Source organism: Streptomyces sp. BE303 (assembly GCF_036290945.1).
GTDB lineage: Bacteria > Actinomycetota > Actinomycetes > Streptomycetales > Streptomycetaceae > Kitasatospora.
The window spans coordinates 23,853-48,854 of record NZ_JAQYWZ010000703.1 but is presented as its reverse complement, the minus strand read 5'-3'; the positions used below and the strand labels follow the sequence as shown (position 1 = coordinate 48,854).

Sequence of the window (25,002 nt, the reverse complement as noted above, 5' to 3'; positions counted from 1 at the left end):
CTCCGCGTCGGCGGGGTGACGCCTGGTGCCCCGGCCGGGGGGCCGGGCACCACTGCGACCGGGACGTACGTCACCCGGTGGAGACGCTGGCCACCGTCCACCGCTGGTTGGCCTGCGGTCCGCACGGCCACAGGATCAGCCGGGCGCCGTCGGCGGTCGAACCGCCCTCGACGTCCAGGCACTTGCCGCCGGCCGCCTGCCCCGTCCCGTACGCGCCCCGGTCCGGGGCGCTCTGCCGGGTTCAACGGCCGGAGGCGGTCTCGGTCAGGGCGGCCGGGCCGCAGGAGTTCTTCGAGACGGGCGGTGGCACGGGCGCCCCTCTGGCCATGGTGCTACCTACCGGCCCAGAGGTCGGCCCGTACGAATCCGCTTTCTGGGCCGCTCGGGGAACGGATTTCCCTCGTTGAACGTCCTCTGCAGCTTCGCCACCTTCTCCACGATGGCGTCTTCGATCAGATCGCTCAGGGACTGGTATCCCCCCTCGTACGGGGTCGTTGCCACCACTGCGTTGCGGGCGGCCTCCGCCACCGCCGTAGTGATGTACGGCTGCACCTTTTCCTTGCCGGCGACCTGTCCCCGGGGGACCGGCCCGGCCTTCACCCCGGCCGGTGCCGCCGGGGGCGGCTCGGTGGGCGCGGCCGGGAGGTCGGACCGGCCGCCGGGCTCCGGTTCGTGTTCCTCAGATGCGCCTTGCTGGGACAACGGTGTCGCCTCGACTACCGCTGTGAGCTCGATTCGCTCCGTCACCGGTGCCACCTCCTCTGTCTCTGGCCGATACCGGCGCTGTGTAACCTCTGCTGGTGCTGCCGGAGGTGGGTGCTCCCTTACCCCGAGGCTGTAGCCCTGCTCCAAGAGCCGGGAGCATGCCGCTCGCTCCCGGCTCAGCTTCACCGGCCCCTGAGCCATCCGGTCCTTACGGATCTCGACGTCCAATGCGATCCCCTGAACCGGGGTGTGGCAACGACTCCTGGAACCCAAGGTGGTGCCCGGCCCTCGGGCCGGGCACCACAGCGACCCGGACGTACGTCACCCGGTGGAGACGTTGGCCACCGTCCACTGCTGGTTGGCCTGCGGTCCGCACGGCCACAGGATCAGCCGGGCGGCGTCGGCGGTCGAACCGCCCTCGACGTCCAGGCACTTGCCGCCGGCCCTGGAGACCAGGCGCCGGAAGCCGAGGACGGTGTCGGCCACCGTCCAGATCTGGGCCGTGTCGCCGCCGCACGGCGCGGACCGGACGGGGGTCCCGTCGGCGCTGGATCCGCCGGCCGGGTTCAGGCACTGGCCGGCCTCGCGGTCGACCAGCTTGACCTCACCGCCTCCGACCGGTGTCACGGTGAACTGCTGGCCGGCGGCCACCCCCAGCGTCTGTTGGACGGCGGACCGGGCGGCCCCGGCCCCCTGGAGCCCCACGACCTTGCCGCTCTTGGCACTGACCAGCGCCGCGGGCTTGCCGGCCGCCACGCCGCACCCGTCGAGGGTGCACCCGGGCACCCAGGCCGCCTGCCCCGTCTCGTACGCACCCTGGTCCGGGGCCGCCCCGGTGTGGCCGTCGGTGACACCGGCCACCGGCACACCCGCGTCGACCGCCGGCGAGGAAGGCGTGAGGGTGAAGTCACCGGTGTTGGCGCCTCGGTACTTCGGGTCGGGCAGACCGCCGTCCTTGCTCCGGGTGGTGATCAGGTTGTTGCTCTGGTTCGGAGTACCGCCGTCGATGTGGTCGTACGGCCTCCCGTCTTTGTGCGAGCCGTCGAGGATGTTGTTCCGCAGGACGTTGTTGGCCACGCGGGACGGCTTGGCGTAGTAGTGGAAGATCGTGGAATTGTTGGCGGACACGATGGTGTTGGCGGTGAAGGCACCCGTCAGGTAGGGCAGGTCCTTGCCCGAGTCTTCGAAGCCGCCGAAGGAGACGCCCGTTCCACCGCGCAGGTTCCAGATGACGTTGTGGTCGACGTTCAGGTCGTAGCTGCCGTTGTCGAAGTGGAACCCGTTTCCGATCTGGGCCGGGTCGTGGATCCAGTTGTGGTCGATCCTGGTGCCGGTGTAGGCCGTGTTGCAGCAGGTGTACACGGCCCCCAGGTCGTAGTTGATCTTCGCGTAGTCGGTCATCTCGTTGTAGGCGATGCGGATGTTGCGGTAGCCGTCGTTGGGATAGGCGTTGGTGTTCATGTTGATCACGTCACGCCCCGTGCTGCGCATGGTGTTGTGCGTGATCGTCACGTCCTTGCTGCCGACCTCCAGCGCCACCGCCGCGGTGTAGGTGCCCCCGTAGGCGACGTCGCGGATCAGGTTGTTGGTCACGACGTGGCCGCTGCCCCGGATCGAGATGCCGTTGCCCATCGAGAGGCGCAGCACGCTGTTGCGGATCACGTTCCCGGTGCCGTGCAGCAGGATGCCGCTGTCGGAGTGGTGGTTGGCGTCGTAGATGCCGGCGTAGGGCAGGCTGCTGTCGAACTGGGTGGTCTGCCAGGTGGAGGTGTACTGGGCGGTGATGCCGTCGAGGACGTTCTGGCTGCTCCTGTCGTCGGTCGTCACCGTGGTGGCGTGGAGCCAAATGTCGCGGACGGTGATGTGGCTGCGCCCGTTGAGGTCGAACCCGTAGTTGCGGCGCTTGGCCGTCACGCCCTCGGGTGCGGCGCCGTTGGGCGCCCAGAGGTAGAGCTGCTGCCCGGCCGGGTCGTAGTACCAGGCGTTCGGGCCCCGCAGCAGGGACTTCTTGCCGACGAGGCGGAACTTCGACGAGTTCCCACCGCCCGGCTCGACGTGCAAGTCGCTCGCGGGGAACCGCAGCTGGAGCACCTTGTTACCGCCGTCCAGCGTGCCGCCGGTGACGGACGCCGAGTTCGCCACCCAGCCTCCCGCCAGGTAGACCGTCGCCCCGGTCATGTCGCCCAGCGCGGGGAACTGGTCGTACGTCAGCGTGCCCGTCAGCATGGCGGTGCAGGGGGGCGTGGGACAGTGGTCGGGGGATCCGGAGCGGGTGGACTTCCAGCCCCCCGTGATGAAGGACTGCTGCCACGGGTCGCTGGTGGCCGCCGGGTACGCCGCCTCGGGCACCAGGGACCCTGCCGTGAAGACCTGGTTGGCCCAGAGGTCCGCGTTGGCCGGGTACTTGGTGGAGCCGTAGGGCGCGGCGGGGGTGCCGGCGAGCTTCACCGGCGCCCTGTAGATCTGTCCGGTGTCGCGGACCCAGCCGCCGACCGGGTCCGTCCCGTCCACGGTCACCCGGGCGCCGGGGGCCGCCGTGAAGGTGATGGGCGCACCCGCGCTGCCGGACGCCTTCGGGGTGACCGTCTCCCGGTAGGTGCCGGCTCCGATCAGGCAGGTGTCGCCGGCGACCGCGAGGTCGGCGCACCGCTGGATGGTGCGGAGCGGCGCTGCCGCCGTACCGGGCGCGTTGTCGTCGCCCGTCGTCGCCACGTGGCGGACGGTGGGTGCCGCCGCGGCGGCGGGGACCGGCGCGAGGCCGGCCGTCGCGATCAGCAGCGTGATCAGGGCGGAGACCGCCCGGGCGGGCGGACCCGCGGGGCGCCCTCGGGTACGGCGCGGTCTGGTGGACAGGTAGTTCATCGTCGAACTCCTCACGACTCAGGAGGTGGGGGTGGGTGGGGAGGTGGAGCGTGTGGGGGGTGGGTGGGGGTGGAGCGTGTGGGGGCGTGGGGGTGCCTCAGCCCTTCTCGGACCCGGCGAGCTGCGCCGAGGTGAGGTGGCGCTGGGCGAGCAGGAACATCAGCAGGATCGGCAGCACGGAGAGGACGCCGGCCAGCGCCGCCTCCTGCAGTCCGATGTCGATGTTGGAGAAGTTGGGGTTGCCCGAGACGATGTTCTCCATCGGCAGGACGCTCAGCCCCAGGGGCAGGGGGTAGTCGTCGGTGTCGCCGAGCATGAGGTAGGGCAGCATGAAGTTCGTCCAGGCCGAGACGAAGCCGAAGAAGCCGATCAGCGCGACCAGCGGCCGGGCGAGCGGCAGCGCGACGGAGAAGAAGATCCTCACCTCGGAGGCGCCGTCCACCCGGGCCGCCTCCAGGAGGGAGTCCGGCAGGCTGCTGGAGAAGAAGGTGTAGGCCAGGTAGACGCCCCACGGGTAGAAGGCCAGGGGCAGGATCACGGAGAGGGCCGTCCCGGTGAGGTCGACCGCGGCGAGTTCGACGTACAGCGGGAGGACGGTGGCGGAGGTCGGCACGATCATGGCGATCAGCGTCGAGATCAGCAGTGTCTTCCGGCCGACGAACAGGAACTTCGCCATCCCGTAGCCGGCCGTGATGCAGAGCACCAGGCTCAGGGCCACGCCGGACGACGAGTAGAGCAGCGAGTTGCCGATCCACCGCAGGACGATGCCGTCGTTGAAGGCGTACAGGTTCTCCCAGGCCCGCCCGATGTTGGCCGGCGAACCGATGGAGAAGGGGAAGCCGTCGCGGATCGACTCCTCGGTCCTGGTCGGGACCAGGACGAGCCAGACGACCGGTGCGAGGAAGACGGCGGCGGCCGTGAGCAGGAGCGCGTCACGCGTCCAGGCACCGGCCCGTGCGCGCGCCCGGTGCCGCCGCGGGGGTATCGGGATCATGGGACTACCTCCGGGCGTCGGTCTCGTAGAACTTGGTGCGGTAGATGACGATCAGTGCCGCGCCCAGGCCGACGGCCAGGAGCAGGACGGACAGCACGGAGGCCCGGCCGAAGGAGAGCTCACCGCTGGCGTAGACGTAGGCGAGCTGGTTGGGCGACCACGTGGCGCTGATGACTCCCTTCGAGACCAGCGACAGCATCTGCGGCTCGACGAAGAGTTGCGTCCCCCCGGCGAAGCTGGTGATGAGGATGAACGCGAGGTACTTGCGGACGATCGGCAGCTTGATGTGGACGGCCTGCTGCCAGCCGTTGGCGCCGTCCATCCTGGCCGCCTCGATCACCTCGTCCGGGATGGACTGGAGAGCCCCGTAGAGGATCACGATCCAGCCGCCGGCGCCCGCCTCGACCGCGACCGCCGAGAGGACCACCGGGAGCCAGGGCCCGCCGAGGAGTTCCGCGCTGGAGTCGAATCCCAGGGCCCGGAGCAGCGGCGCCGCGGGGCTGTACTGCGGGCTGATCATGAAGATCCACATCATCGCCGCGGCCGACCCCGTCACGGCGCCGGGCAGGTAGTACGCCAGGCGCATCACCCCGGCGAACCGCCCCTTGCGCGCGTGCAGCAGGAGGCTGAGCGAGACGACCGTCAGCAGCAGCAGCGGGAGCCAGATGGCGAGGTAGAGCGCGATGTGTTCGACGGCCGGCCCGAGCCGGTAGTCGGACGCGACCCTGGTCCAGTTGTCGGTCCCGGTGCGCTCCCCGCCGTAGGGGTCGGAGACCACGAAGGTGGTCCACAGGCCGTATCCCACCGGGAGGAGGCCGAAGGCGATCAGGAACAGCAGGTACGGGCCGACGAACAGCGGGCCCGTCCAGCGGCCCCGGCGGCCCCGGCGGCCGGGCCGCACGGGCGGCTTGGTCCTTGCGGTCGGCACGCTCGGCGTGGTCCGCACGCCCGGCGTGGTCCGCTCGGCCGGCGTGGTCCTTGCGGTCGGTGTGGTCCGGCTCAACGGGAGACCTTGTAGCCGGCGTTCTCGGCGGCCTGCACCAGCTGCTTCTGCCACACCGGCAGCGCGCCCGCCAGGTCGCCCTTCTTGCTCGCCGTCGCGACGAAGGTCTGCGCGTAGGAGTCGGCGAACTGCCCCTCGAAGCGGATGTAGTCGTAGTTCTCGGCGATCCTTCCGGCCGCGTCGAGCATCGTCGGGCAGGGGTCCGCGGCGTAGAACCGGTCGGCGGCCCGGGCCGCACACCACTTCTGCGCCGTGGGCGTGTGGGCGGGCAGGGCGGACGCGGCCACGATGCCGTCCGCGGCGTCGCTGGTGGTCAGCCAGGTGGCGATCTCGGCGGCGCCCTTGACGTTCGGGCTGTGCCGGGACACCACCCAGAGTCCGCCGCCCATGGCGCCCGTGGTCGCCACGCTGTCACCCGTCCAGGTCGGAACGGGGTGCGCGGCCAGCTGGCCGTCGGGAATCTTGTACGAGCCCTTGAAGCCGTACTCGCCGAACCAGCCGGCCGCCGGGTACATGAGGATCGCGTTCTTCTTGCCGACCTCCTCGGTGAACGTCGGGTCCCAGGGGCTGGTGGCGGTGACGGTCCCGTTCTCGACCAGGGGCTGGAGGAGTTCCGCGACCCGGGTGCACCGCCGGTCCGTGAGGTCGATCCTGATGTCGGTGGGGCCGGTGGTCTCCCGGTCGGGACACCCCGACCCCCCGAAGAACGCGCCGTAGCCCGAGACGTCGTTGATCCCGCCGATCAGGTATCCCGGGTGCTCCTTGCCGAGCCTGACCCCGAGTTCCTGGTACTCGGCCCAGGTCGTCGGCACGCTGTAGCCGAACTGCTTCATCAGCGTCTCGTTGGTCCAGAGCACCACCGGCGCGGTGTCGTTGGCGAGGCAGAACACCTTCCCGTCGTAGGTGCAGCCCTCCAGCGTCCCCTTGGCGAACTGCTTGCGGGTCTGCTCCGGCACCAGTTCGTCCAGCGGCTGGGCGAAGCGCAGCGGGGCGGCCGCCAGCGCCGAGACGTCCGAGGGGGAGCCCAGGAACACGACGTCCGGCCACCCCTTGCCGGCTCGGTCGGCGAGGGCGATCTTCTGCGCGACCTCGCCGGGCTTGTAGCTGGTGAGCACCACCTTGACCCGCGCCTGCGGGTGGGCCTTGACGTAGGCCTCCACGGCCGGCTGACGCGTGTCGTCCGTCCAGACGGTGAGGGTGGCATCGGCATTCCCGGCACCGCCGCTGCTGCCGGCACCGGTGCACGCGGCAAGGGCCGAGACCGCCGTCACGGCGCTCAGCGCCACGGCGAGCGCACGGGGACGAGGGTTCTTCGGATGCGGACGGTTGGTGAACATGGAGCTGTTCCTCTCTGGACTGCCCGCTCACGTCGCGCGGCGGCAGCCCCGGTGAACGGGGCCGCGCCACTGTCGTGCCGGGAGGATGCGCAAGGGGGGAGACCGGGCCGCGGCGGGGGTGGAACCGGCGGCCGAATGCGGTGGTGGGCTGAGTGTTACCGGGAACATTTTCACTGTCAACGCTTTGGGCAGAACATGTGGAAGCCACACGGTGGAAACACCTCCGGAACCGAACACAGCCGTTCGGAGAGCGGTGCAGACCTGAACGGCTTCCCTCCCCCGACCGATCGGGGCAGCTCCGGGCAACCGACCGACGGACCCGCCGGACGACGGCCGGCCCCGGGTCGATCCACGGTCTACCGAGGCGGGCTTGACGCGCCGAGTGGTACCGGTAACATCCTGGTTCATGTCGGCAGGGTCGCTCCGGCAGGCGCGGACGAGGAGAAAACAGCATGGGGCAGAGCGGACCGGCCGACATCGATCAGCCAGGCGGCGGCGCCGTCATGCGCGATGTCGCCCGGGTAGCGGGCGTGTCGAAACAGACGGTCTCGCGCGTGCTCAACGACAGCCCGGCGGTACGCCCGGAGACCCGGAACCGCGTGCTCGCCGCCGTGGCGGAGCTGGGCTACCTCCCGAACCAGGCCGCCCGGACGCTCACCACCGGCCAGACCCGCAACATCGGTGTGATCGCCTACGACGTGGCCGACTTCGGCCCCGCGAACGTGGTCCAGGGCATCGCCTTCGCCGCGCAGGAGGTCGGATACACGGTGAGCGTCGCACCGATGCGCTCACTGGGGCACATGCCGGTGCGGGACGCCGCGACCCGACTCCTGGAACGCTCGGTCGACGGGCTGATCACCATCGCCCCGCACCGCGACATCGCGAAGGCCCTGCTCGACCTCCCCCGCAAGGTGCCGGTCGTCGCCGTCGACGACTCGCTCGATCCGCTCGTCCCCGTCATCGCGGCGGACCAGGTCGAGGGGTCACGGCGCGCGACCGAGCAGCTCCTGCACCTCGGGCACCGGACCGTCCACCACCTCGCCGGTCCGAGCGGCTGGATCGCCGCCGAACAGCGCCGCGAAGGATGGCTGGCCGCCCTGACCGCGGCGGGCGCTCCGATCCCCGCCCCCCTGGTCGGCGACTGGAGCGCGGCGTCCGGCTACGAACTGGGCCGCGTGCTGGCCGCCGACCCGGAGGTCACCGCGGTGCACGCGGCGAACGACCAGATGGCGGTCGGCCTGCTGCGCGCCCTGTACGAGGCCGGCCGCCGGGTACCCGAGCAGGTGAGCGTGATCGGCTTCGACGACATCCCCGAGGCCGCCTACACCATCCCCCCGCTGTCCACCGTCCGGGTGAACTTCGGCGACATCGGGCGGCGGTGCATCAGCGTCCTGGTCGAGCAGCTCCGCAGCGGTACGACGACGGCCCGGCAGCAGCGGCCCTGGCTCCCCACCGAACTGGTGATCCGGGCCAGCACCGGGCGTCCGCCCACCGCCCCGGACGGCCCGTAGCACCCGGGACGGCCCCGGCGGCCTACACGCTCGGACGGCGGCGAGGGCCGGAGTGGCCGTCCTGCCGCCGGCGTCGGGCCTGAGGCCGTGGGTGTTCCCACGGTGGGTGGATCCGGGGCCGAGTTCTCCCCCGGTGGCGCCGGTGGCAGGGCGAGGACCACCACCGCCGGCCGCGCGCCGGCCATCGTTCCCACGCCCCGGCGGCGTACGTCCGCTGTCCCGGTGCCGAGCGGCACCGGGACAGCGGACGTCCCCGGCGCGGGTGGTGCGGTTACGCCTCGACGGCCGGCGGGGTCGACCTGGATCAGCAGCCCCTCCGCAGGTGGTCGGCGTCCCAGCGGTGCACGGCCGCCAGGTCCGCCAAGGCCGTGCCGCACCGGGAACAGCGGGCGAGGTGGCGGGCCGCCTCGGCGGTCGCCGGCCCGTCCTCGGCAGCCTCCCCGGCCAAACACCACGGCCAGGTGACGACAGCACCGCTCCGCCAGGGTCGCGACGTGCACCCGCGTACTCCGGCGGGTGCTCCGCGGACGCCGGGGGGTACGTCCGCGGAGCGGGGCGACGGCCGGGGTCGGGTCCAGGCGGGTCGGGCTCGTGGGGCCGGGTCAGGCGGTCTCCAGCTTCCAGTCCTGGCCTGCCGTGCCGCGGACGGGCTGCTGGACGATCCGGCCGCCGTCGGCGGTGGAGCCGGTCTCCACGTCGACACAGAGGCCGCTGGAGACGTTGACCAGGTGGACGTGGCCGGTGGTCGTGGCGGGGACGATCCGCCACCACTGGTTGGGGCTCCGGGTACTGGTCCACTGGTCCAGGGCCTGGCCGGGGACGGTGGAGGCGCCGGGGTTGTCCAGGACCTTGCCGCTGTGGACGTTGACCAGGCGGAAGGAGCCGTCCGCCTCGGGTTCGAGGTCCCACCGCTGGTTGGCCCCGCCGTTCCAGGGCCACTGGACGACGCCTCCGCCGTCGGCGGTGGAATGGTCGCGGACGTCGAGAACCTTCCCACTGGCCCGGTTGACCAGGCGGTAGGTGCCGGCGAGCAAACCGAGGGTGATCCGGGTGCGGGTGCCGGCGGTCAGGGTGACCCTCCTGGCGTGGGCGCCGAGCGGGGAGGCGGCGACCGGGGCCCGGGTGGTGATCGAGGTGATGCCCCGGCGGCAGATCAGGGTGATCTCCTGGGTGAGGTCCGAGGTCACGGTGACGGTGGCGGTGCGGGCCGTCGTGTCCCAGACGAGGCTCTCGACGAGGACCCGGTTGCGGCCGCGGACGCCCTTGACGGTGCCCCTGGCGAGTTGAGCGGGCAGGGCGGGCAGGAGTTCCAGGACGCCCGGGCGGGTGTGGAGCAGGGCTTCCGCGAGGACGGCCGGCAGGGCGTTGGCGGCGTCGGCGTTGTACGTGGTGAGTCCGGGGTTGTGGGAGGTCATCAGGGAGCGGAAGACCATGTCGTTGCCGAGGATCTTCCGGAGGTTCTCGTGGACGCCGGCACCGTCCTTGAGCCGGGCGCGGGCCAGCGCCCGGTGGAGGCTCCCGTGCGCGGAGAGGTTCTCGTCGCCGCGCAGGTCCAGGGCCCGGCCGGCGGCGCGGACCAGGTCGGGACGCTCCTCGGGGTTGATCTCGTGCAGGGGCCAGGCCCCGTACAGGTGGTGGACGTGCCGGTGGTTGTAACGGTCGGTCAGGCCGGTCCAGGACCATTCCGCGAGCGCGCCGTCGCCGTTGACCGTGTAGTCGGGCAGTTGGGCCAGTAGGGCGGTCCAGCGCGCGACGCCGCGGCCCGGCCCCTGTTCGACGCCGAGGGCGTTCGCGGCGTCGACCGCCGCCCGGAGGGCGTGGCGTCCGGCCGCGATGTCGCCGGTGGCGTTGATTGCCAGCATCTGCCCGGTACTGGCGGGCGCGTTCTCCATCGAGTAGGACGGCACGAAGACCTTCTTCCCGCCCGCGTCGGTGCGGGTCAGGAAGTCCTCGTAGAACAGGGCGAGTTCCATCAGGGCCGGGCCCAGCTTGTCGCGGAGGAACGCGGTGTCACCGGTGACCTGGTAGTACTCCAGCAGCGGGTGGAGCAGCCAGTCGGCGCCACCGGTCCAGCACTGGCCGGGGAAGTCGCCGTCGTTGAAGTGGAGCATGTGGCCGTGCTCGCCGTCGGTGCGGCTGGGGGCGAGGAACCCGCGGGCCCCGTAGATCCTGGCGGCGTTGTCGCGCCAGTCGGCGAGCTGGCCGAGGACGAGGGCGAAGTAGCCCTGCATCGCGTCGCCGTGGCTGAGGATGTTGCCGCCGGCGACCTGGAGGTTGACGTTGGCGTCCGTGGTGATGTCGTCGGCCCAGGCACCGGTCCAGCTGCCGGACCAGATGCCGGTGAGCCGCGGCGGGAGGATCCCGCTGGAGCTGACGAACAGGTAGCGCCCGGAGTCGTACATGCGCTCCAGGAGTGCCAGGTCGAGGCTCGACCGGCTGCCGTTCTGGCGGGCGATCAGTTCGCCGGTGGACAGCCGGCGGTCGGCGGCCGGAACACCGAGGTCGAGACTCGAACCGTCGAACATCGCCCGGTGCAGCGGCCGGTGCCGGCCGAGCAGGGCGCCGTAGTCGGCCGTCAGCGCGGCGAGCGCCTTCTGCAGCGGCTCGGCGTCCCAGGCGCCCGGCGTCTCGTACCGGTCGAGCTTGGTGAGGAGCAGGACCTTGGCGGCCCCGGCGACGACCAGGGTGGAGCCGTCGACGGTGACCGACGCGCGGACGCCGGTGACGACGACGCGGGTGACGCCCTCGTAGCCGAACGCTCCCTGTCCGGCGGGGTAGGTGCCGCGGAGGCCGAGGTAGCCGTCCCGGCCGACGACCGTCGCCCTGGTACGGAAGGTGACGCTGCTCGGCGCCCCTTCGAGGGCGGTGTGGACGCCGAGCACGGTGGCGACGGTGCGGCCGGTCGCGGGCAGCAGCTCGTGGACGACGACCCGGTCCGCGCGGGAGACGAAGGCACGGCGCCTCCAGGTGCCGGCCGCGTCGGCCCAGGCGTGGGTGACCTCGCCGGTGCGGAAGTCGGTCAGCCGTGCGTAGTCGGCGGCGCCGCTCATCTCCGGTGTGCTCAGGTGGAGTTCGTAGCCGGGGTGGTAGGTCTGGGTCCAGCGCAGGGCCCAGTCGCCGGCGAAGGCACCGGCCGCGCCGGCGTAGTCGCCGGCCAGGGCCTTGTCCTGCACCGCGGGGAGCCGTCCGGCGAGGTCGGGGGGCTGGACCGCGCGGGTGCCGTTGGGCAGGACGAAGCGGTGGTGGTTGACGACGACCTTTTCCAGGGCGGGGGTCCCGTGGAGCACCGCGCCGTACTCGCCGTTGCCGGTGAGGAAGCCGTCGGTCCAGTCCGCGGCGGGCGTGGTGTCGTGGATCCCGCGCTGAGGGAGGGTGACCTGGGGCGGCACGGCGGCCGCGGCCCGGGGCGACCGGAACCCTCCTGGCAGAACGACGGCGCCCGCGGTGGCGGCGGCCCCGGCGAGGAAGTGCCGGCGGCGCAGAGGGGGATCGGGCAGGCTCATGGTAGGGCTCCATCGGCCGGGTGGGGGGGAGGAAGCAGCAGGGGGAGGCGCGGAACGCCTGCGGTGCGCACGGGCGGCTCGGCGCCGTGGTCCGGTGCTGCACGAAGTCACGCCCGGTGAGATGTTGGCGTAAACATCGGGTTGCAGCCGAGTTTCAAGGACGAGTCGGCCCGCGTCAAGGCCTCTGCCCCACAAGCCAATTGTTCTCAACGGCCGGTCGACCGCGCCTGCGGCCTCCGATCCGGAGCCCCCGGCGGACGCTTGACACCTCCCCCGGTCTTCCGATGTCATGAGAGCCCTCGCCTGTTTGAACGCGTTTAATTATGTCACCCCCTGTTTGATCCCTCCCCCGTGCCTGTCGGACGGGCCGGAGCCGGGGAAACGCGCGGCGAGCCTCGCAACACGTTCGCGATCCCGCCCGGATCGCAACCCCCTCCCCCCCCAGAGGAATCCCATGGCGCAGCCCCACCCCGCTCCCGCGCACGCATCGGCAGCCACCGTGCCGCCTTCGCCTCGACGGTGCTGAGACCGTTCACCTCGATCACGGCGAAGTGACCCACCCCGACGTCACCTTGCGCCGCATCCCCCACACCCCTTTCAGCCACAAAGGAATTCCCCCCTCATGAACGACGAATCCAGACCCGGTGTCAGTCGGCGCGCCCTCCTCGGCAGCGCCGCCGCCGTGGCCGGCGCGGCAGCCCTGCCGGCCGCGCCGCGCAGGGCGACGGCCGCCCCGGCACCGTCGGGCACCGGCACGATCGCCGACGTCAAGCACGTGGTGATCTTCATGCAGGAGAACCGGGCCTTCGATCACTACTTCGGTTCCCTCAGCGGGGTCCGCGGCTTCGGCGACCGCAACGCGGTGAAGCTCCCGACCGGCGAGCCGGTGTGGCACCAGCCCGCGTCCGGTGGCACCGGATCCATCCTGCCCTTCCGGATGGACACCACGACCACCTCCGCCACGTGCGCGGACGCACCGGCCATGAGCTGGCCGGTCGACCTCGCCGTCTGGAACGGCGGACGGTACGACCGGTGGAACACGGCCAGGGACCCGGGTCTCGGGATGGGCTACTTCACCCGCCCGGACCTGGACTTCTACTACCGGCTCGCCGACAACTTCACCATCTGCGACCACTACTTCCAGTCCACCCTGACCCAGACCAACCCCAACCGGCTGCACGCCTTCACCGGCAGCAACGGCCTCTCGGTGGGTGAGGCTGCGGTCATGGACAACACGTGTCCGGAGTCGGGGTTCGGCTGGACCACCTATGCCGAACGCCTGGAGTCGGCCGGCGTCAGCTGGAAGGTCTACCAGGAGACCGACAACTTCGACGACAACGCGCTCGCCTGGTTCGCGGCCTTCAAGCAGTCCGGCCCCGGTCGGCCCCTCCACGACAAGGGGATCGCCACCGTCGCGGACCTCGTGTCGGCCTTCGGCGACGACGTCGCGCGGGACACGCTGCCGCAGGTCAGCTGGATCGTCGCCCCGGAGCCCCTGTCCGAGCACGCGAACCACCGTCCCGCCGACGGCGAGAACCTCACGGCGCGGTTACTCGCCGCACTCGCCGCCAACCCGGCCGTCCGGGCCAAGACCGTGTTCATCCTCAACTACGACGAGAACGGCGGCTTCTTCGACCACGTGCCACCGCCCATGCCGCCGACCTCCGAGGCCGACGGGCTGTCCACGGTCACCACCGCCGGGGAGATCAGCGGCGGGAAGCCGATCGGGCTGGGCTTCCGCGTACCGCTGATCGTCGTCTCCCCGTGGACCCGCGGGGGGTACGTCTGTTCCGAGGTCTTCGACCACACCTCCGTCATCCGCTTCTGCTCCGAGGTGTTCGGTGTGGCCGAGCCGAACATCAGCCCCTGGCGCAGGGCGGTCACCGGGGACCTCCGGTCCGCCTTCGACTTCACCACCCCGCGGAGTGACTGGCCGGACCTCCCGGACACCGGCGGCAACCCCGCGCAAGCCGCCGCACAGTGCCGCCGCCTCCCCGCGCCGAGGGTGCCCCCCGTGCAGACCCTCCCGGTGCAGGAGGCCGGGCACCGCAGGGCCCGGGCCCTGCCGTACGCCTTCGAGGCCTCAGGGCGAGTCACCCCGGAGGCCTTCTGGATCGACATGGTGAACAGCGGCACCGCCGGGCAGTGCGTCCACCTCTACGCCAACGCCTTCCGGACGGACGGGCCCTGGCGACACACGGTGGAGGCGGGCAAGAGCCTGACCGACCACTTCGTCAAGGGCACGCCGGCCGGCTCCTACGACCTCTCCCTCTACGGTCCGAACGGCCTGCACCGACGCTTCCGCGGCAACCGTCTCTCCGCCACCACCGCCGGGCACGCCAACCCGGAAGTCACCGCGGAGGCCGACGTCCCGAACGGCCGCCTCACGCTCACCATGACCAACAGCGGCGCCGCCCCGTGCACCGTCACGGTGACGGCCGGCGCCTACCGTACGGACGGTCCCTGGACGTTCCACCTGCCCGCCTCCGCGACCGTGCGGAACTCCTGGACGATCACCGACAGCAGCTGGTGGTACGACCTCACCGCCACCGCCGACACCGCCGACGGCTTCCTGCGCCGGTTCGCCGGGCACGTGGAGAACGGAGCCGAGAGCATCACCGATCCGGCCGCCGGCGGCACCCCCGGGGGCGGCCCGCGGTAGGCCGGGGGTTCGGCGCGCGGGCCGGCACCCGGCCCGCGCGCCGTCCTCCCGCCCGGATCCTCCACCTGCCGTCACCTCCACCGGATTCAGGTCACATGCCCCTTCCCCTGCGCTACGCATCGGTCCTCTGGTCCCTCTTCCTGCTCGTCGCGGGTCTGATGCTGCTGTCCGAGTTCTCCCTCCGGATTCCCGCAGGGCCGGAGCCCGGCGACGTCGTCCTCCTGCTTCCGGCGATCGGGGTGCTGGCCGCGTCGGGCGTGACGGTCCGCCGCGCCGTTCACGGAGGCCGTCGTGCGCGCGGTGTGCTGGACGTCCTCGCCGCCCTCTCGCTCCCGCTGATCGCCGTGACGGTGGTGCTGACGATCGACGCCCACGGACCGCGGCCCGTCGTCGACCTGACGATCGCCCTCCTTCCGCCGGCCGCCCAGGTGCTGATGCACCTGCCGTCGGTCCGGCCCGCCTACGGTCGCGGGAGGGCGGTCCGCACGGCGCGTCGTGACGCCGCACCGTGACACCGCGCCGTGATCCACGTCACGCTCCCGCGGCGTGGATCGCCGGTTGCCGGGCTCCCGACGAAGCGATGGCGGACTTCCGGCCCACCGCAGCGCGGACCGGTTCCGGGCCCAGCCCGGCCGACGTCGATCCGACCCGCGGGCCGGACGCCCCGCACCCGACGTCAAGCAGCCCGCAGCCGGGCTGGGCGAGGTCGCCCACCCCTGGCGGGTGTCAGCCGTGGAAGCGGCCGTCGCGGGCGACCACGCGGCCGGCGTGGACGACGACGTCACGCGGGGGCAGGTCGACCACGATCTGCGGAAGGCATTCGCCGGGGAGCAGCATGAAGTCGGCCGGGGAACCCGGCCGGAGCGTGGCGCGCGGGAGGTCGAGCAGGTCGGCGCCGCCGTCGGCGGCCAGGGCGAAGCAGTCGCTCAGCTCCTCGTCGGTGCGGGCACCGGTGGTCCAGCCGAGCAGGTGGGCGCGGTGCAGCATGTCGGCGTTGCCGTACGGGCTCCAGGAGTCCCGCACGCCGTCGGACCCCAGGCCGACGCGCACGCCGCGCGACTGCAGCTCGCGGAACGGCAGTACCTGGTGGGCCGAGGGGGCGACGGTGGTGAGGCCGACGCCGGCCTCCGCCAGTTCGTCGGCGAGTTCGGCGAGCCACTCGCCGGCGAGCTCCGGGACGCAGAAGGCGTGGCTGACCACGACCCGGCCGGCCAGACCCGCGGCCCGGGTGCGCGCGAGGATGTCACGCAGCGGGCCGAGGCCCCGCTCGCCACGGTCGTGCAGGTGCACGTCCAGGTGCAGGCCGTGGCGTTCGGCCAGGTCGAAGACCAGGTCGAGCTGGGCGGGACCCTCGCCGTCCGGCCCTCCGTCGAAGCCGGCGGGGTCGATTCCGCCGACCGCGTCGATCAGTCCGCTCGCCGCCGCCTCGGCCAGCAGCTCCGCCGTGCCGGGGGTGCGGCGGACGCCGTGCTGCGGGAAGGCCACCAGCTGGACGTCCAGCGCCGAAGCCAACCGCTCCCGCGCCTCGGCCAGCCCGGTCACCCCGTCCAGCCCGTAGGCGGGGGCGACGTCCACGTGGGCCCGGACCGCGCGCGTGCCGCAGGCCACGGCGTGGGCCAGCAGCCGCTGGGCGCGCGCGGCGAGCGGGGTGTGCTGACGGCGGTAGAGGTCGACGTCGCCACCGACGTACTCGGGGAGCGAGTCGGCCGGGCGCCGGCTGTACCAGGGCTCGCCCCAGGCCGTCTTGTCCGGGTGAATGTGGGCGTCCACCAGCGTGGGCAGGGCGATCAGCCCCTCGCCCTCCACGACGAGCGGGTCCGCGCCGGCCGGCAGGCGGTCGACCAGCAGACCGTCGGCGGCGAACAGGTCGACGGCGCGATCGGCGCCGTACGGACGGACGTTGCGGAAGACGGTGGCGGTGGTTCCGGTCATGGAGGTCAACCCTTCCTCGGTGCGGTCGCGCTGGGCGGTGAGCCGCTCCCTGCTGCCGGTGCGGACGCCGATCCGACCGACCCGGACGGCCTCCACGCCGTGGCCGCGTCCGCCTGGGCGGGCCCCGCACTGTGGCTCCATGGCGACCTGCACCCGGCCAACGTTCTCACCGCAGACGGCACGTTCTGCGGAGTGATCGATTTCGGCGACCTCTTCGCGGGTGATCCGGCCTTCGACCTCGCCGCGGCGTGGATCCTGCTGCCGGACGGCGCCATCGACAGGTTCTTCGCGGGGTACCGGCCGACCCCGGGCGCCGCGACCTTGCGTCGCGCCCGCGGCTGGGCGGTGTGGCGCGCCCTCGCCTGCCTCCTCATCGGAGAGGCCGGCGTCCACGGCCGCCCAGGCGGCAAGGCCACCTGGGCCCCACCGGCCCACGCTGCACTGCGACGACTCCTCGCAACGGTCCGCCGGCCCGGTGAGCACGACCCGGCGGCCGATGCCACCGACGCGCTTCGCCCGGCCGCGGCATCCTCGATCCCTCTCGCTGGAGGGCCTCCGGATGGACCTACCGATCCCTCGGACGTTCCTGACCGCCGGACGGACAGCCACCACTGACAGCCCCGCAGGTTTGCCGGGGCTGTCAGGGAATCCAGGTTGACCCCGCCGTCCACCGACCGGCGCCGTCGGCTCCGCCCGAAGCCGTGGTGCGCGGGCACATCCGCGGCCCGCCTCCCTGGTGGCGGCGGGTACCGACCTGGGTCAACCGATCGGTTGACCCCGCCGTCCACCGAACGGCGCCGTCGGACGGGCCGGGCCGCCGATCCCCCGCCGGGGCCCGAGGGCGCAGGCTGGAAGGCACCGCGGCCCGCCGGCGCCGACCGCCGGCCCCTTCGTGGAGGAACCCTCGATGACCGACCGCCCCCCTGTCACCGGCCGATCGGACCGGCGATTCCGTCGAGGATCGGAGGTGGCCGTTCGGGCCGCCCTGGCCCGGGCCGCCGCGGGCGCGGCGTCGGCCCTCGTGCTGCTCGCCGCCTGCGGACACGCCCCGCCCGCACCGCCGGCCGCCGACCCGACCCTGAACCCGAACCCGCAGGCGACCGCAGTGGCGCCCACCCCCACCGCGCCCTCCGGCTCGCCGGACCGGCCGGCCCCCGTCCTCCTGGTCACCGACTTCGGTGCGGACACCGTCACGTTCGTCGACGCGTCCCGCACCGGCCGCACAGCGGATCTGGGCTCCGTCCAGGTGGGTACCAGCCCCTACACCCTCGCCGTCGCACCCGACGGCACCGCCTGGGTAGCCACCGCCGAGGGCGTCGCCGCCGTCGACACCCGGACCCGCACGCGAACCGCGCTGGTCCCGTACAGGACCCGGACCGGCCCCGTGGCGACCGGCGAGTACCGGGGCGGCGGCATGGGCCTCGTCCTCTCCCCGGACGGCAGCCGGCTCTACGTCGGTGTCAACGTGCCCGGGGGGAACGGCACCCTGGAGGTCGTCGACACGGCCACCCGCGCCGTCGTCCAGGTCGTCCCGGTCGGCCGCCGCCCCTTCGACGTGGACGTCTCCGCCGACGGCCGCCAGGTCTACGTCACCGGCCACGACTCCTTCGACGTGACGACGGTCGACACCGCCACCTGGGACACCCGCCGCATCGAGGTCGCCCCGTACGGCACCGAGGGCGGCCTCGGCTCCTGGCTCAAGCCCCACTACGCCGCCGTCCGCCCGACCGACGGCGCGTTGCTGCTTCCCTTCGAAGGCGAGCGCCTCGCCGTCGTCGACCCGTCCACCGGCCGCACCACCGTCGAGCCGATGACCGCCAACACCCACCAGCACGGCGCCACCATCGCCCCCGACGGCACCCTCTACGTCGTCGGCACCGGGCCGATCGACCCCGCCACGGACGCCGGCCCCTCCCTCACCATCCGCTCCCCGGACGGCACGGAACGCGTCCTCCCCCTCGACGGCCCGCACGAGACCGTCACCCTCTCGCCGGACGGTCGCACCGCGTACGTCGCCGGCGGCTTCACCCGCGAGGGCGGCTGGAACGGCCTCACCCTCGTCGACACCGCCACCGGCCGGACCACCCGCCTCCCGGTCGGCCACCTTCCGCTCTCCGTCGCCGTCCTCCCGGAACCGGCCGACGGCTGACGGCCGACGGCTGGGACGACGAGAGGCGTGTCCCGACAACTACCGCGTGACGTCGGGGCTTCCAGAGCGTCGCACGCCCGGTCGTCACGTTGCCGGTCCCGGCGATCCCGGCGCCCTTCCCTGCGGTCGTTCCCTTCCGCTTCCGGTTCCGGCTCGCGGCGTACAAGTGGGGCGTGGCGTTGAGCGCCGCCCCCCAGGTGCCGCCCGGCCCCGGACCGGGGAGCTCCGGTCCGGGCGGACCGCCGTGACGACATGATGCGGGGCCGACACCGGGTGTCCGGTGTCGGCCCCGCATGCCGACGGACGTCCGACCGGCGGTGGGTCACCTCACCTACGGCGGCGGCGCACGGTGACGATCACAGCCGTGGCGAGCAGGGCACCCCCCACCGCGGCGAGCACCGGACCGCTGTACCGGAAGTCCTTCAGGGCCCGTCCGCGGGTCGAGGGCTCCGAGAGCCGTTCGAACACCTCGCCGGCCGAGTCGGTGAGACCGGCGGTGTGCTCCTTCATCTGCGCGCCCCCGGCGCGCAGACTGTCGGCGACCTCGCCGATCTGCTCCACCACGGCGTGCAGGGCCTGGTCGGCCGTGTGGCCGATGCTCTCCCTGGCGTGTGCGGCGGCGTCCCGTGCCCGGGCACCCACGTCCGCCTTCGCCACCACGACGTCGACGACGTCGGTGAGCCGCTCGCGGGTGTCGGCCATCCGGGTCGAGAGGTCCGCCGCAGTGGGGAGGACCGTCTTCTCGTTGCTGTGCTCGCGGGTCATCGGTGCGCACACTCCTTGATCGCGTCGGTATCGGTCCCGGCGGTCGCCGTCGCCTGCTCGGGGACGGGCCGCCCCGTCGGTCGGAAGCCCGTCGTGCGGCCCCCGTTCACACCGGTCTTCATGCCGATTCCCTCCGTCGTTCCGCGGGTCTGCCGTCCGTCTGACCGGATGTGAGCCCGGCAAACGCGCCGCGGGCCGACCAATCGGCCCGGTGCGGACCGCCGCCCCCTCGGGGCCGGGCACCTGCGCCGCTCGGGCCTCGCTATGCGCGCGCGGGCCGCCTCTCAGTCGGGCCAGGTTCCGGTCAGCCGGCGGACGCCCACGGCTCCCCCGCGGTCGACCGCCGCCTTCACGAGCGCGAAGACCGCGCCCTGCAGCGCGGCCGCGGTCAGCACCCCGCGCCAGCTCCGGTCCTCGTCCGTCGGGCTGGGGGCGTCGTCCTCGCCTCCGACCAGCTTCCAGAGCCGCCGGAAGAGGGCCCCGGCCAGCACTCCGCCGAGAGCGCCGGCGAGCAGGCCGAACGGCTTGTAGAGAATCTTGATCATCACACTCTCCTCGATCGTGCCGGACCGGGCTGCACGTGACCGCGCCCGCCCGGCGCTTTCGCCCGCCTGGCCGGGCGTGGGTGGAACGGGGCCGGGCCGGGCGTACGGCTCCCTCCCGTCCCCCGCGCTGCCGTCCCCGTCCCCGTACCCGAGGAGGAGTGCCATGCGCAGGCGTCTTTCCCGCCTTGTACCTCCCAACCCTCCGGTGCCGGGTTCGCTCGCCTCCGGCCGAGGTCGCCACCCCGGCGGCTCACCACCACCCCGCCGCCACACCCCGGCCGCGTGTACCCGGAAGGATCACGGGCACCCGCAGTGCGTGACGACGATGCCCACCAAGCGTCCGCAGCGGGCTCGGCCGTGTCCGGAATCCTGCTGGTCCTGGTTGTGCCGGCCATCGGCGGCGCCCTGGTCGGCGCCGTCCTGCTGGGCGTCCGCCGGCAGAAGCGACGCAGGCCGCCGCCCTACACCAACCAGGCCTCCCGGGGGCCGGGCCGGCACTCCGGCCGGCGCCGGCCCCGGGGCGGACAGGCGTGAGGCCGCACGACACTGACTTCCGGCCCCTGAACTGGAGGAGACCATGACCCGCACCGCCAGAGCACTCGCGATCGTGACCGACTACGGCGTCGAGCAGGACGAACTCCTCGTCCCCGTACGGCACCTGCGCGACATCGGCGTCCGGACCGACATCGCCGCCGTCTCCCGGGACGGCATCCGCACCCTGGTCGGGGACAAGGACCCCGGCGAGACCGTGCAACCGACCCACACCCTCGCCGAGGCGAACGCCGACGACTACGACCTGCTGGTCGTCCCCGGCGGCACGATCAACGCCGACACGCTCCGGCTGGAGAAGGAGGCCGTCGACCTGGTCCGCGCCTTCGCCGGCTCCGGCCGTCCGATCGCCGCGATCTGCCACGGCCCCTGGCTGCTCGCCGAGGCCGGGGTGGCCGACGGCAAGACCCTCACGTCGTACCCCTCGCTGCGCACCGACCTCGGCAACGCCGGCGCGACCTGGACCGACCAGCCGCTCGTCGAGGACGACGCCGGCGGCTGGCGGCTGGTGACCTCCCGCAACCCGGACGACCTCGACGCGTTCCTGCGCGGCATCGACGCCGCGTTGGAGAACGCACAGCACTGAGGCGAGCCCGCAGCCGATCCGTACGGGCCCGGACGGGCCGTCCGCGCCCGTACGGGTTCCTTCGCCGCCCCGATGTCGAAAACGGATACGATAAGTCCGAAACTCTTCAGCAAAGCTCCGCCGAGAGGGCCACTGCTTCATGGCGTCGAAGGTCAAGCCGCTCCCGGGAAGTCCTGCCTGGTGGGCGGGCCGGGCGCCGGCCCCGGAATACCGGCGCGGTCGCCCCCCGATGGAGGTCGGGCAGTTCGTCGACGCGGCCCTGAAGCTGATCGACGAGGTCGGGATCCAGGCCCTGACGCTGCGTATGGTCGCCGACTCGCTGGGATCCGGTACGGCGACGCTCTACCGGCATTTCAGCGGCAAGGACGAACTCCTCGCCCTCGTCGCCGACAGGATCCTGGGCGAGGTCCGCGTCCCGCCCGGAGACCTCGCCGGCCTGCCCTGGCAGGAAGCCGCCACCGTCTCGGCCGAGGCCCTGTACGGCACTCTGTGCCGGCACCCCGACGCGTTGCCCCTGCTGGCGGCCCGGGTTCCCGTCGGTCCCAACGGTCTCCGTGCCAGGGAGGGCCTCCTCACGTTGTTCCTGGGCCACGGGTTCCCGGTCGGTCTGGCAGCCCGTGCCTTCACGGCCATCGGCCACTACGTGATCGGCTTCGCCATCCAGCAACACGGCCCCGGGGCTCCCGGCGCCGACGACCGGTCGCACCTGCGGGAGTACTACGACTCGCTCGACCCGGAGAGCTATCCGGCCACGAAGGCTGCGGCCGGGGAGCTGACCTCGGTCCCGCTCCACGAGGAGTTCCGGTTCGGTCTGGACCTGCTCCTCGCCGGGCTGGAACGGGCCAGGCTCGACTCGTCGCAGGAGCCGAAGCCAGTGCCGGAGCCGGAGCCGGAGCCGGAGTCTGAGCCGGGCGAGGCCTCGGGGCCCTGACCCCCTTCGCGGCGCTGACGCACGTCGCCTACGCCCGGGTTGACGGCCTCGTTGACGGCCTCGTTGACGGCCGTTCCGCCGGTCGGCTGCAGCCGATCCGGTCGGCCACGGCGCGGCCCATGAGAGTTCGAGGTCGCGGCCCCGCAGCCAGGGCGGTTCCTCGGTGATCATCGTCGCCGCCTCCCGCCGCGAGCACCACGGACGCGTGATGTCGGTACCCCAGAACAACCGCTCGGCACCGAACGCGTCGAAGACCTGCCGCAGTACGCCGTGGGCGCTGGTGAAGGGGTAGGGATCCGTCGCCATGCCCGGTACGCCCGTTGCCTTCACCCCGCTGCCGGGGTGGCGCGCGAGGGCGAGGAGGGTGTCGAGGTGGGCCGCCGCGGCGGGCAGCCGCTCGAACGGGTGGACGGCGAGGTGGTCGATCATCAGGCGCATGCCCGGTACCGCCCGGCGATGTAGCCGACAGCGGGCCCCGGTCGGCGATGAGCGTGTCGCGGTCGGGCCGGTGGTTGTAGACGCCGTGGTCGCCGTCGGAGAAGACGACCATCCGTTTGTCGACCGTGGGCGCGCCGTCCAGCAGGTCCGCGCCGGGTACATCGAGATCATGGGGGGTGTCGTCCGCGGCGCGTCTTCGGCGGCGCGCGGACCGACCGCGGGCGCCCGGACCGCGTCGTGCGGCGCCGGACGGCCTGCCGGGTCATCGCGGGGTGTAGGCCGCGGTCGCGGTGGCGAAGGAGGCCGACCAGTCGGACGTGATGACGGCGGCGACGTAACCGTCCGGCCGGACGAGGATCAGCGCGTCGCCGTCGACGCCGTAGATGCCGGACAGCCGGCCGCTGGCGTCGGTGAGGTGGCCACGGTCGATCCCGCGCCCGTCGCGGACGGCGTAGCGGTGGAGTTCGGCCCCCTCGGCCGGCCAGGTCAGGCCGGGCAGGGCCGCTGTGGCGCCGGGGCCGAAGGCCAGCAGCGTGAAGTGCGGTCCCCGGAAGACGTCGAACAGGCGGCTGGTGCCGGGCGCGGCGCACGGCGCGTCGGGCGCCCGGTCGCCCGCGCGCAGGGTCCTGGTGGCCGGGGCGTCGCCGGCGGCGAGCGGGCCGCCGGCGTAGGTGAGTCGGAGCTGCCGTTCCTCGTCTCCGCGCTTCAGGCCCGCGACCCGGTGCCGGCCGAGGCTCCGGTAGAGCTCGCTGGACCTGCCGAGGACGCCTGCGGCGATCGGGAGCCGTTCGGCCTCGTAGCTGTCGAGCAGGTGGTCCGGCGAGCCGGCGATCACCTGCCCGAGCTTCCAGCCCAGGTTGTAGGCGTCCTGCACCCCCGTGTTGAGGCCCTGGGCGCCGGCGGGCGTGTGCACGTGGGCGGCGTCGCCCGCCAGGAGGACCCGGCCCGCGCGGTAGCGCTCGACGAGCCGGACGTTGGGCCGGAACACCGAGGTCCAGGTGATGTCGCGGAGCTTGAGGCCGGTGAGGGCGTGGAACCGGCCGGTCAGGGCGGCGTGGTCGAGATCCGGCGCCTCGCCCGGCTTCAGGCGGATCATCACCTGGAACTGGTCGGAGTGCGGCAGCGGGCACGCTCCGGCGGACGCGCCGGGCCACATGTGCCACCGGTCGCGGGAGAGCCCGTCGATCGTGCCGTCGATGATGAGGGTCTTGTCGGAGTCGTCGGTCTCCCCGACGAAGCCGAGACCGGTCGCCGCCCGGACGGCGCTCGCGCCGCCGTCGGCGCCGACGAGGTACCCGGTGCGCACCCGCTCGCCGGTGGAGAGCGTCGCCGTCACGCCGTCGGCGTCCTGCTCGAAGGTCTCCAGGGCGGCCCCGTACTCGATGCGCAGCCCGTGGCGTTCGAGCAGCCGGTGCAGGATGGCGTCGGTGCGGTGCTGCGGCAGCAGGAGGATGTTCGGGTACGGCACGTCCGGGGTCGGTCTGTTCCGCTGCTGCATCCGCCACGGCGCGGTGAACGGCCCGAGGTGGAGTCCCGCGAGCGGGTAGGGGCCGCCTTCGGCGTGTGCTTCGTGGAGGACGCCGAGGTCTTCGAACACTTCCTGGGTGCGGGGCTGGATCCCCTTGGCGCGGGAGCCCTGGAAGGCGCGTGTCGCTTTGTCGATGACGCGGACGCGAACACCGCGCCGCAGCAGGTCGGCCGCCAGGGTGGAGCCGGTGGGTCCGGCTCCGGCGACGAGGACATCGGTGTCGTGGGGTGCTGTCATGGTGGTCGGCCTCACGTTGATCTTGCCGGGCAGGGCGGCGGGGTCCGGTGCCGGGGTCGTGTCGGGGTCCGTAGGACCGGACCGCGCGTCCACACCGGACGGGCGTCCGGGAGTCCGGTCGCCGGGTATCGGCTATCGGCTACGGCGCTACCGAAACACCTTTCGGATACAACGTAGCCATTTATGGAGGACGGGGCAAGACCGGCGTGCGGAGCGCCCGCTCCGGCGGCTACCCGCTCTGCGGACGCGGGAGCGGGAGGGCGGTGGCCGTGTTCCGGTCGGCAGCAGGCTCGCGCACGACGTCCTCCGAGCAGCCGAGCCCCGCACGGGTTGTCGCGCGTCTCGCGCCGGCAGGAGGCAGGGTGGTGGGGTGCGTGCGACGCACGGAGCTTCGACACTGAGAGGTGGTCGTCATGTCCGACACCGACAGCGGAACGCCACGAGCCCTGGGCCGGTTCCTCCGGCTCGACCACCCGGTCGCATGACCACCGTGGCAGGCGTCACCGTCACCGCCGCCTACCTGGCGAGCCTGCGGGACCCGGCCGGCGCGGTCCGCTGCGCCGTCGTGACGGCCAGCGCCAGGACCGGACCGGCGGGGCACCGTGTCTATATCGACGGCGACGGCGGCCTGGAGGTCGAGATCACCTGTGGCGGCGACCACCGCGTGCTCCGGTGCTCGCCCGGTCTGCGGATCACGTCACTCGTCGGCCTCGCCTGAGGGCGCCTGCCGCCCCCGGCCGCGCGACCGGGGCGGGAGTCCGCCGG

Annotated in this window: 18 protein-coding genes and 3 pseudogenes; 9 read left to right on the top strand and 12 right to left on the bottom strand. The window is 72.9% G+C overall.

Going from position 1 to position 25,002, the window contains the following annotated elements; translation table 11 throughout:
• Positions 1 to 70 precede the first annotated feature (70 nt).
• The 6 genes and pseudogenes from PUR56_RS17060 to PUR56_RS17035 form a co-directional block, all read right to left on the bottom strand.
• Positions 71 to 187 (bottom strand): annotated as a pseudogene (locus tag PUR56_RS17060) (RICIN domain-containing protein); the annotation flags it as partial.
• Between the two features lie 149 nt (positions 188 to 336).
• Positions 337 to 933, bottom strand: coding sequence for a hypothetical protein (locus PUR56_RS17055; RefSeq protein ID WP_329949557.1), 597 nt, complete (start codon positions 931 to 933; stop codon positions 337 to 339).
• 93 nt (positions 934 to 1,026) lie between these two features.
• Entirely contained in the window at positions 1,027 to 3,567 is a 2,541-nt protein-coding gene (locus tag PUR56_RS17050) for an RICIN domain-containing protein (RefSeq protein ID WP_329949556.1), read from the bottom strand.
• Between the two features lie 97 nt (positions 3,568 to 3,664).
• The gene (locus PUR56_RS17045) at positions 3,665 to 4,561 is read right to left on the bottom strand and encodes a carbohydrate ABC transporter permease (protein ID WP_329949555.1); all 897 of its coding nucleotides are present in this window, start codon (positions 4,559 to 4,561) and stop codon (positions 3,665 to 3,667) included.
• Positions 4,562 to 4,565: 4 nt separating this feature from the next.
• Complete coding sequence (locus tag PUR56_RS17040; RefSeq protein ID WP_329880233.1) at positions 4,566 to 5,564, bottom strand: carbohydrate ABC transporter permease; 999 nt, start codon at positions 5,562 to 5,564, stop codon at positions 4,566 to 4,568.
• Positions 5,561 to 6,901 (bottom strand): ABC transporter substrate-binding protein, encoded by a 1,341-nt coding sequence (locus PUR56_RS17035; RefSeq protein WP_329949554.1) that lies wholly within the window; start codon positions 6,899 to 6,901, stop codon positions 5,561 to 5,563. The genes PUR56_RS17040 and PUR56_RS17035 overlap by 4 nt, the downstream gene beginning before the upstream one ends.
• Positions 6,902 to 7,353: 452 nt before the next feature.
• On the opposite strand from PUR56_RS17035, the gene PUR56_RS17030 reads away from it, so the two are divergent.
• Complete coding sequence (locus PUR56_RS17030) at positions 7,354 to 8,412, top strand: LacI family DNA-binding transcriptional regulator (RefSeq protein ID WP_329949553.1); 1,059 nt, start codon at positions 7,354 to 7,356, stop codon at positions 8,410 to 8,412.
• Positions 8,413 to 9,014: 602 nt separating this feature from the next.
• Here the strand turns inward: PUR56_RS17030 and PUR56_RS17025 are convergent.
• The gene (locus tag PUR56_RS17025; RefSeq protein ID WP_329949552.1) at positions 9,015 to 11,915 is read right to left on the bottom strand and encodes a glycosyl hydrolase family 95 catalytic domain-containing protein; all 2,901 of its coding nucleotides are present in this window, start codon (positions 11,913 to 11,915) and stop codon (positions 9,015 to 9,017) included.
• Positions 11,916 to 12,537: 622 nt separating this feature from the next.
• On the opposite strand from PUR56_RS17025, the gene PUR56_RS17020 reads away from it, so the two are divergent.
• Complete coding sequence (locus PUR56_RS17020) at positions 12,538 to 14,577, top strand: phosphocholine-specific phospholipase C (protein WP_329880227.1); 2,040 nt, start codon at positions 12,538 to 12,540, stop codon at positions 14,575 to 14,577.
• A gap of 95 nt (positions 14,578 to 14,672) precedes the next feature.
• Positions 14,673 to 15,089 carry a hypothetical protein gene (locus PUR56_RS17015; RefSeq protein WP_329880225.1) on the top strand — a complete coding sequence of 139 codons (417 nt, stop codon included), beginning with the start codon at positions 14,673 to 14,675 and terminating at the stop codon, positions 15,087 to 15,089.
• 214 nt (positions 15,090 to 15,303) lie between these two features.
• Here PUR56_RS17015 and PUR56_RS17010 read toward each other — a convergent pair whose 3' ends face one another.
• A complete protein-coding gene (locus tag PUR56_RS17010; protein ID WP_329949551.1) occupies positions 15,304 to 16,509 on the bottom strand; it encodes an amidohydrolase in 1,206 nt (401 codons plus the stop codon).
• A gap of 96 nt (positions 16,510 to 16,605) precedes the next feature.
• Here PUR56_RS17010 and PUR56_RS17005 point away from each other — a divergent pair.
• Both PUR56_RS17005 and PUR56_RS17000 read left to right on the top strand, forming a co-directional pair.
• Positions 16,606 to 16,980: pseudogene (locus PUR56_RS17005) on the top strand (phosphotransferase); the annotation flags it as partial.
• A gap of 436 nt (positions 16,981 to 17,416) precedes the next feature.
• Entirely contained in the window at positions 17,417 to 18,658 is a 1,242-nt protein-coding gene (locus PUR56_RS17000; RefSeq protein ID WP_443034522.1) for a hypothetical protein, read from the top strand.
• 327 nt (positions 18,659 to 18,985) lie between these two features.
• On the opposite strand, the gene PUR56_RS16995 is transcribed toward PUR56_RS17000, so the two are convergent.
• Both PUR56_RS16995 and PUR56_RS16990 read right to left on the bottom strand, forming a co-directional pair.
• Positions 18,986 to 19,423 carry a hypothetical protein gene (locus PUR56_RS16995; protein WP_329880221.1) on the bottom strand — a complete coding sequence of 146 codons (438 nt, stop codon included), beginning with the start codon at positions 19,421 to 19,423 and terminating at the stop codon, positions 18,986 to 18,988.
• A 284-nt stretch (positions 19,424 to 19,707) separates the two neighbouring features.
• Entirely contained in the window at positions 19,708 to 19,968 is a 261-nt protein-coding gene (locus PUR56_RS16990; RefSeq protein ID WP_329880220.1) for a DUF4235 domain-containing protein, read from the bottom strand.
• Between the two features lie 312 nt (positions 19,969 to 20,280).
• Between PUR56_RS16990 and PUR56_RS16985 the strand changes: the two genes are divergently transcribed.
• From PUR56_RS16985 to PUR56_RS16975, 3 genes are all read left to right on the top strand, one after another.
• Positions 20,281 to 20,502, top strand: coding sequence for a DUF6479 family protein (locus tag PUR56_RS16985; RefSeq protein ID WP_329880219.1), 222 nt, complete (start codon positions 20,281 to 20,283; stop codon positions 20,500 to 20,502).
• A 43-nt stretch (positions 20,503 to 20,545) separates the two neighbouring features.
• Positions 20,546 to 21,103, top strand: coding sequence for a type 1 glutamine amidotransferase domain-containing protein (locus PUR56_RS16980; protein WP_329880218.1), 558 nt, complete (start codon positions 20,546 to 20,548; stop codon positions 21,101 to 21,103).
• Positions 21,104 to 21,332: 229 nt separating this feature from the next.
• Entirely contained in the window at positions 21,333 to 22,034 is a 702-nt protein-coding gene (locus PUR56_RS16975) for a TetR/AcrR family transcriptional regulator (RefSeq protein WP_329880217.1), read from the top strand.
• 189 nt (positions 22,035 to 22,223) lie between these two features.
• Here the strand turns inward: PUR56_RS16975 and PUR56_RS43505 are convergent.
• Together PUR56_RS43505 and PUR56_RS16970 are read right to left on the bottom strand one after the other, a co-directional pair.
• Positions 22,224 to 22,472 (bottom strand): annotated as a pseudogene (locus tag PUR56_RS43505) (amidohydrolase family protein); the annotation flags it as partial.
• 262 nt (positions 22,473 to 22,734) lie between these two features.
• The gene (locus PUR56_RS16970) at positions 22,735 to 24,237 is read right to left on the bottom strand and encodes an FAD-dependent monooxygenase (protein ID WP_329949550.1); all 1,503 of its coding nucleotides are present in this window, start codon (positions 24,235 to 24,237) and stop codon (positions 22,735 to 22,737) included.
• A 481-nt stretch (positions 24,238 to 24,718) separates the two neighbouring features.
• On the opposite strand from PUR56_RS16970, the gene PUR56_RS16965 reads away from it, so the two are divergent.
• Entirely contained in the window at positions 24,719 to 24,955 is a 237-nt protein-coding gene (locus PUR56_RS16965; RefSeq protein WP_329880214.1) for a DUF6296 family protein, read from the top strand.
• The last annotated feature ends 47 nt before the right edge of the window (positions 24,956 to 25,002 follow it).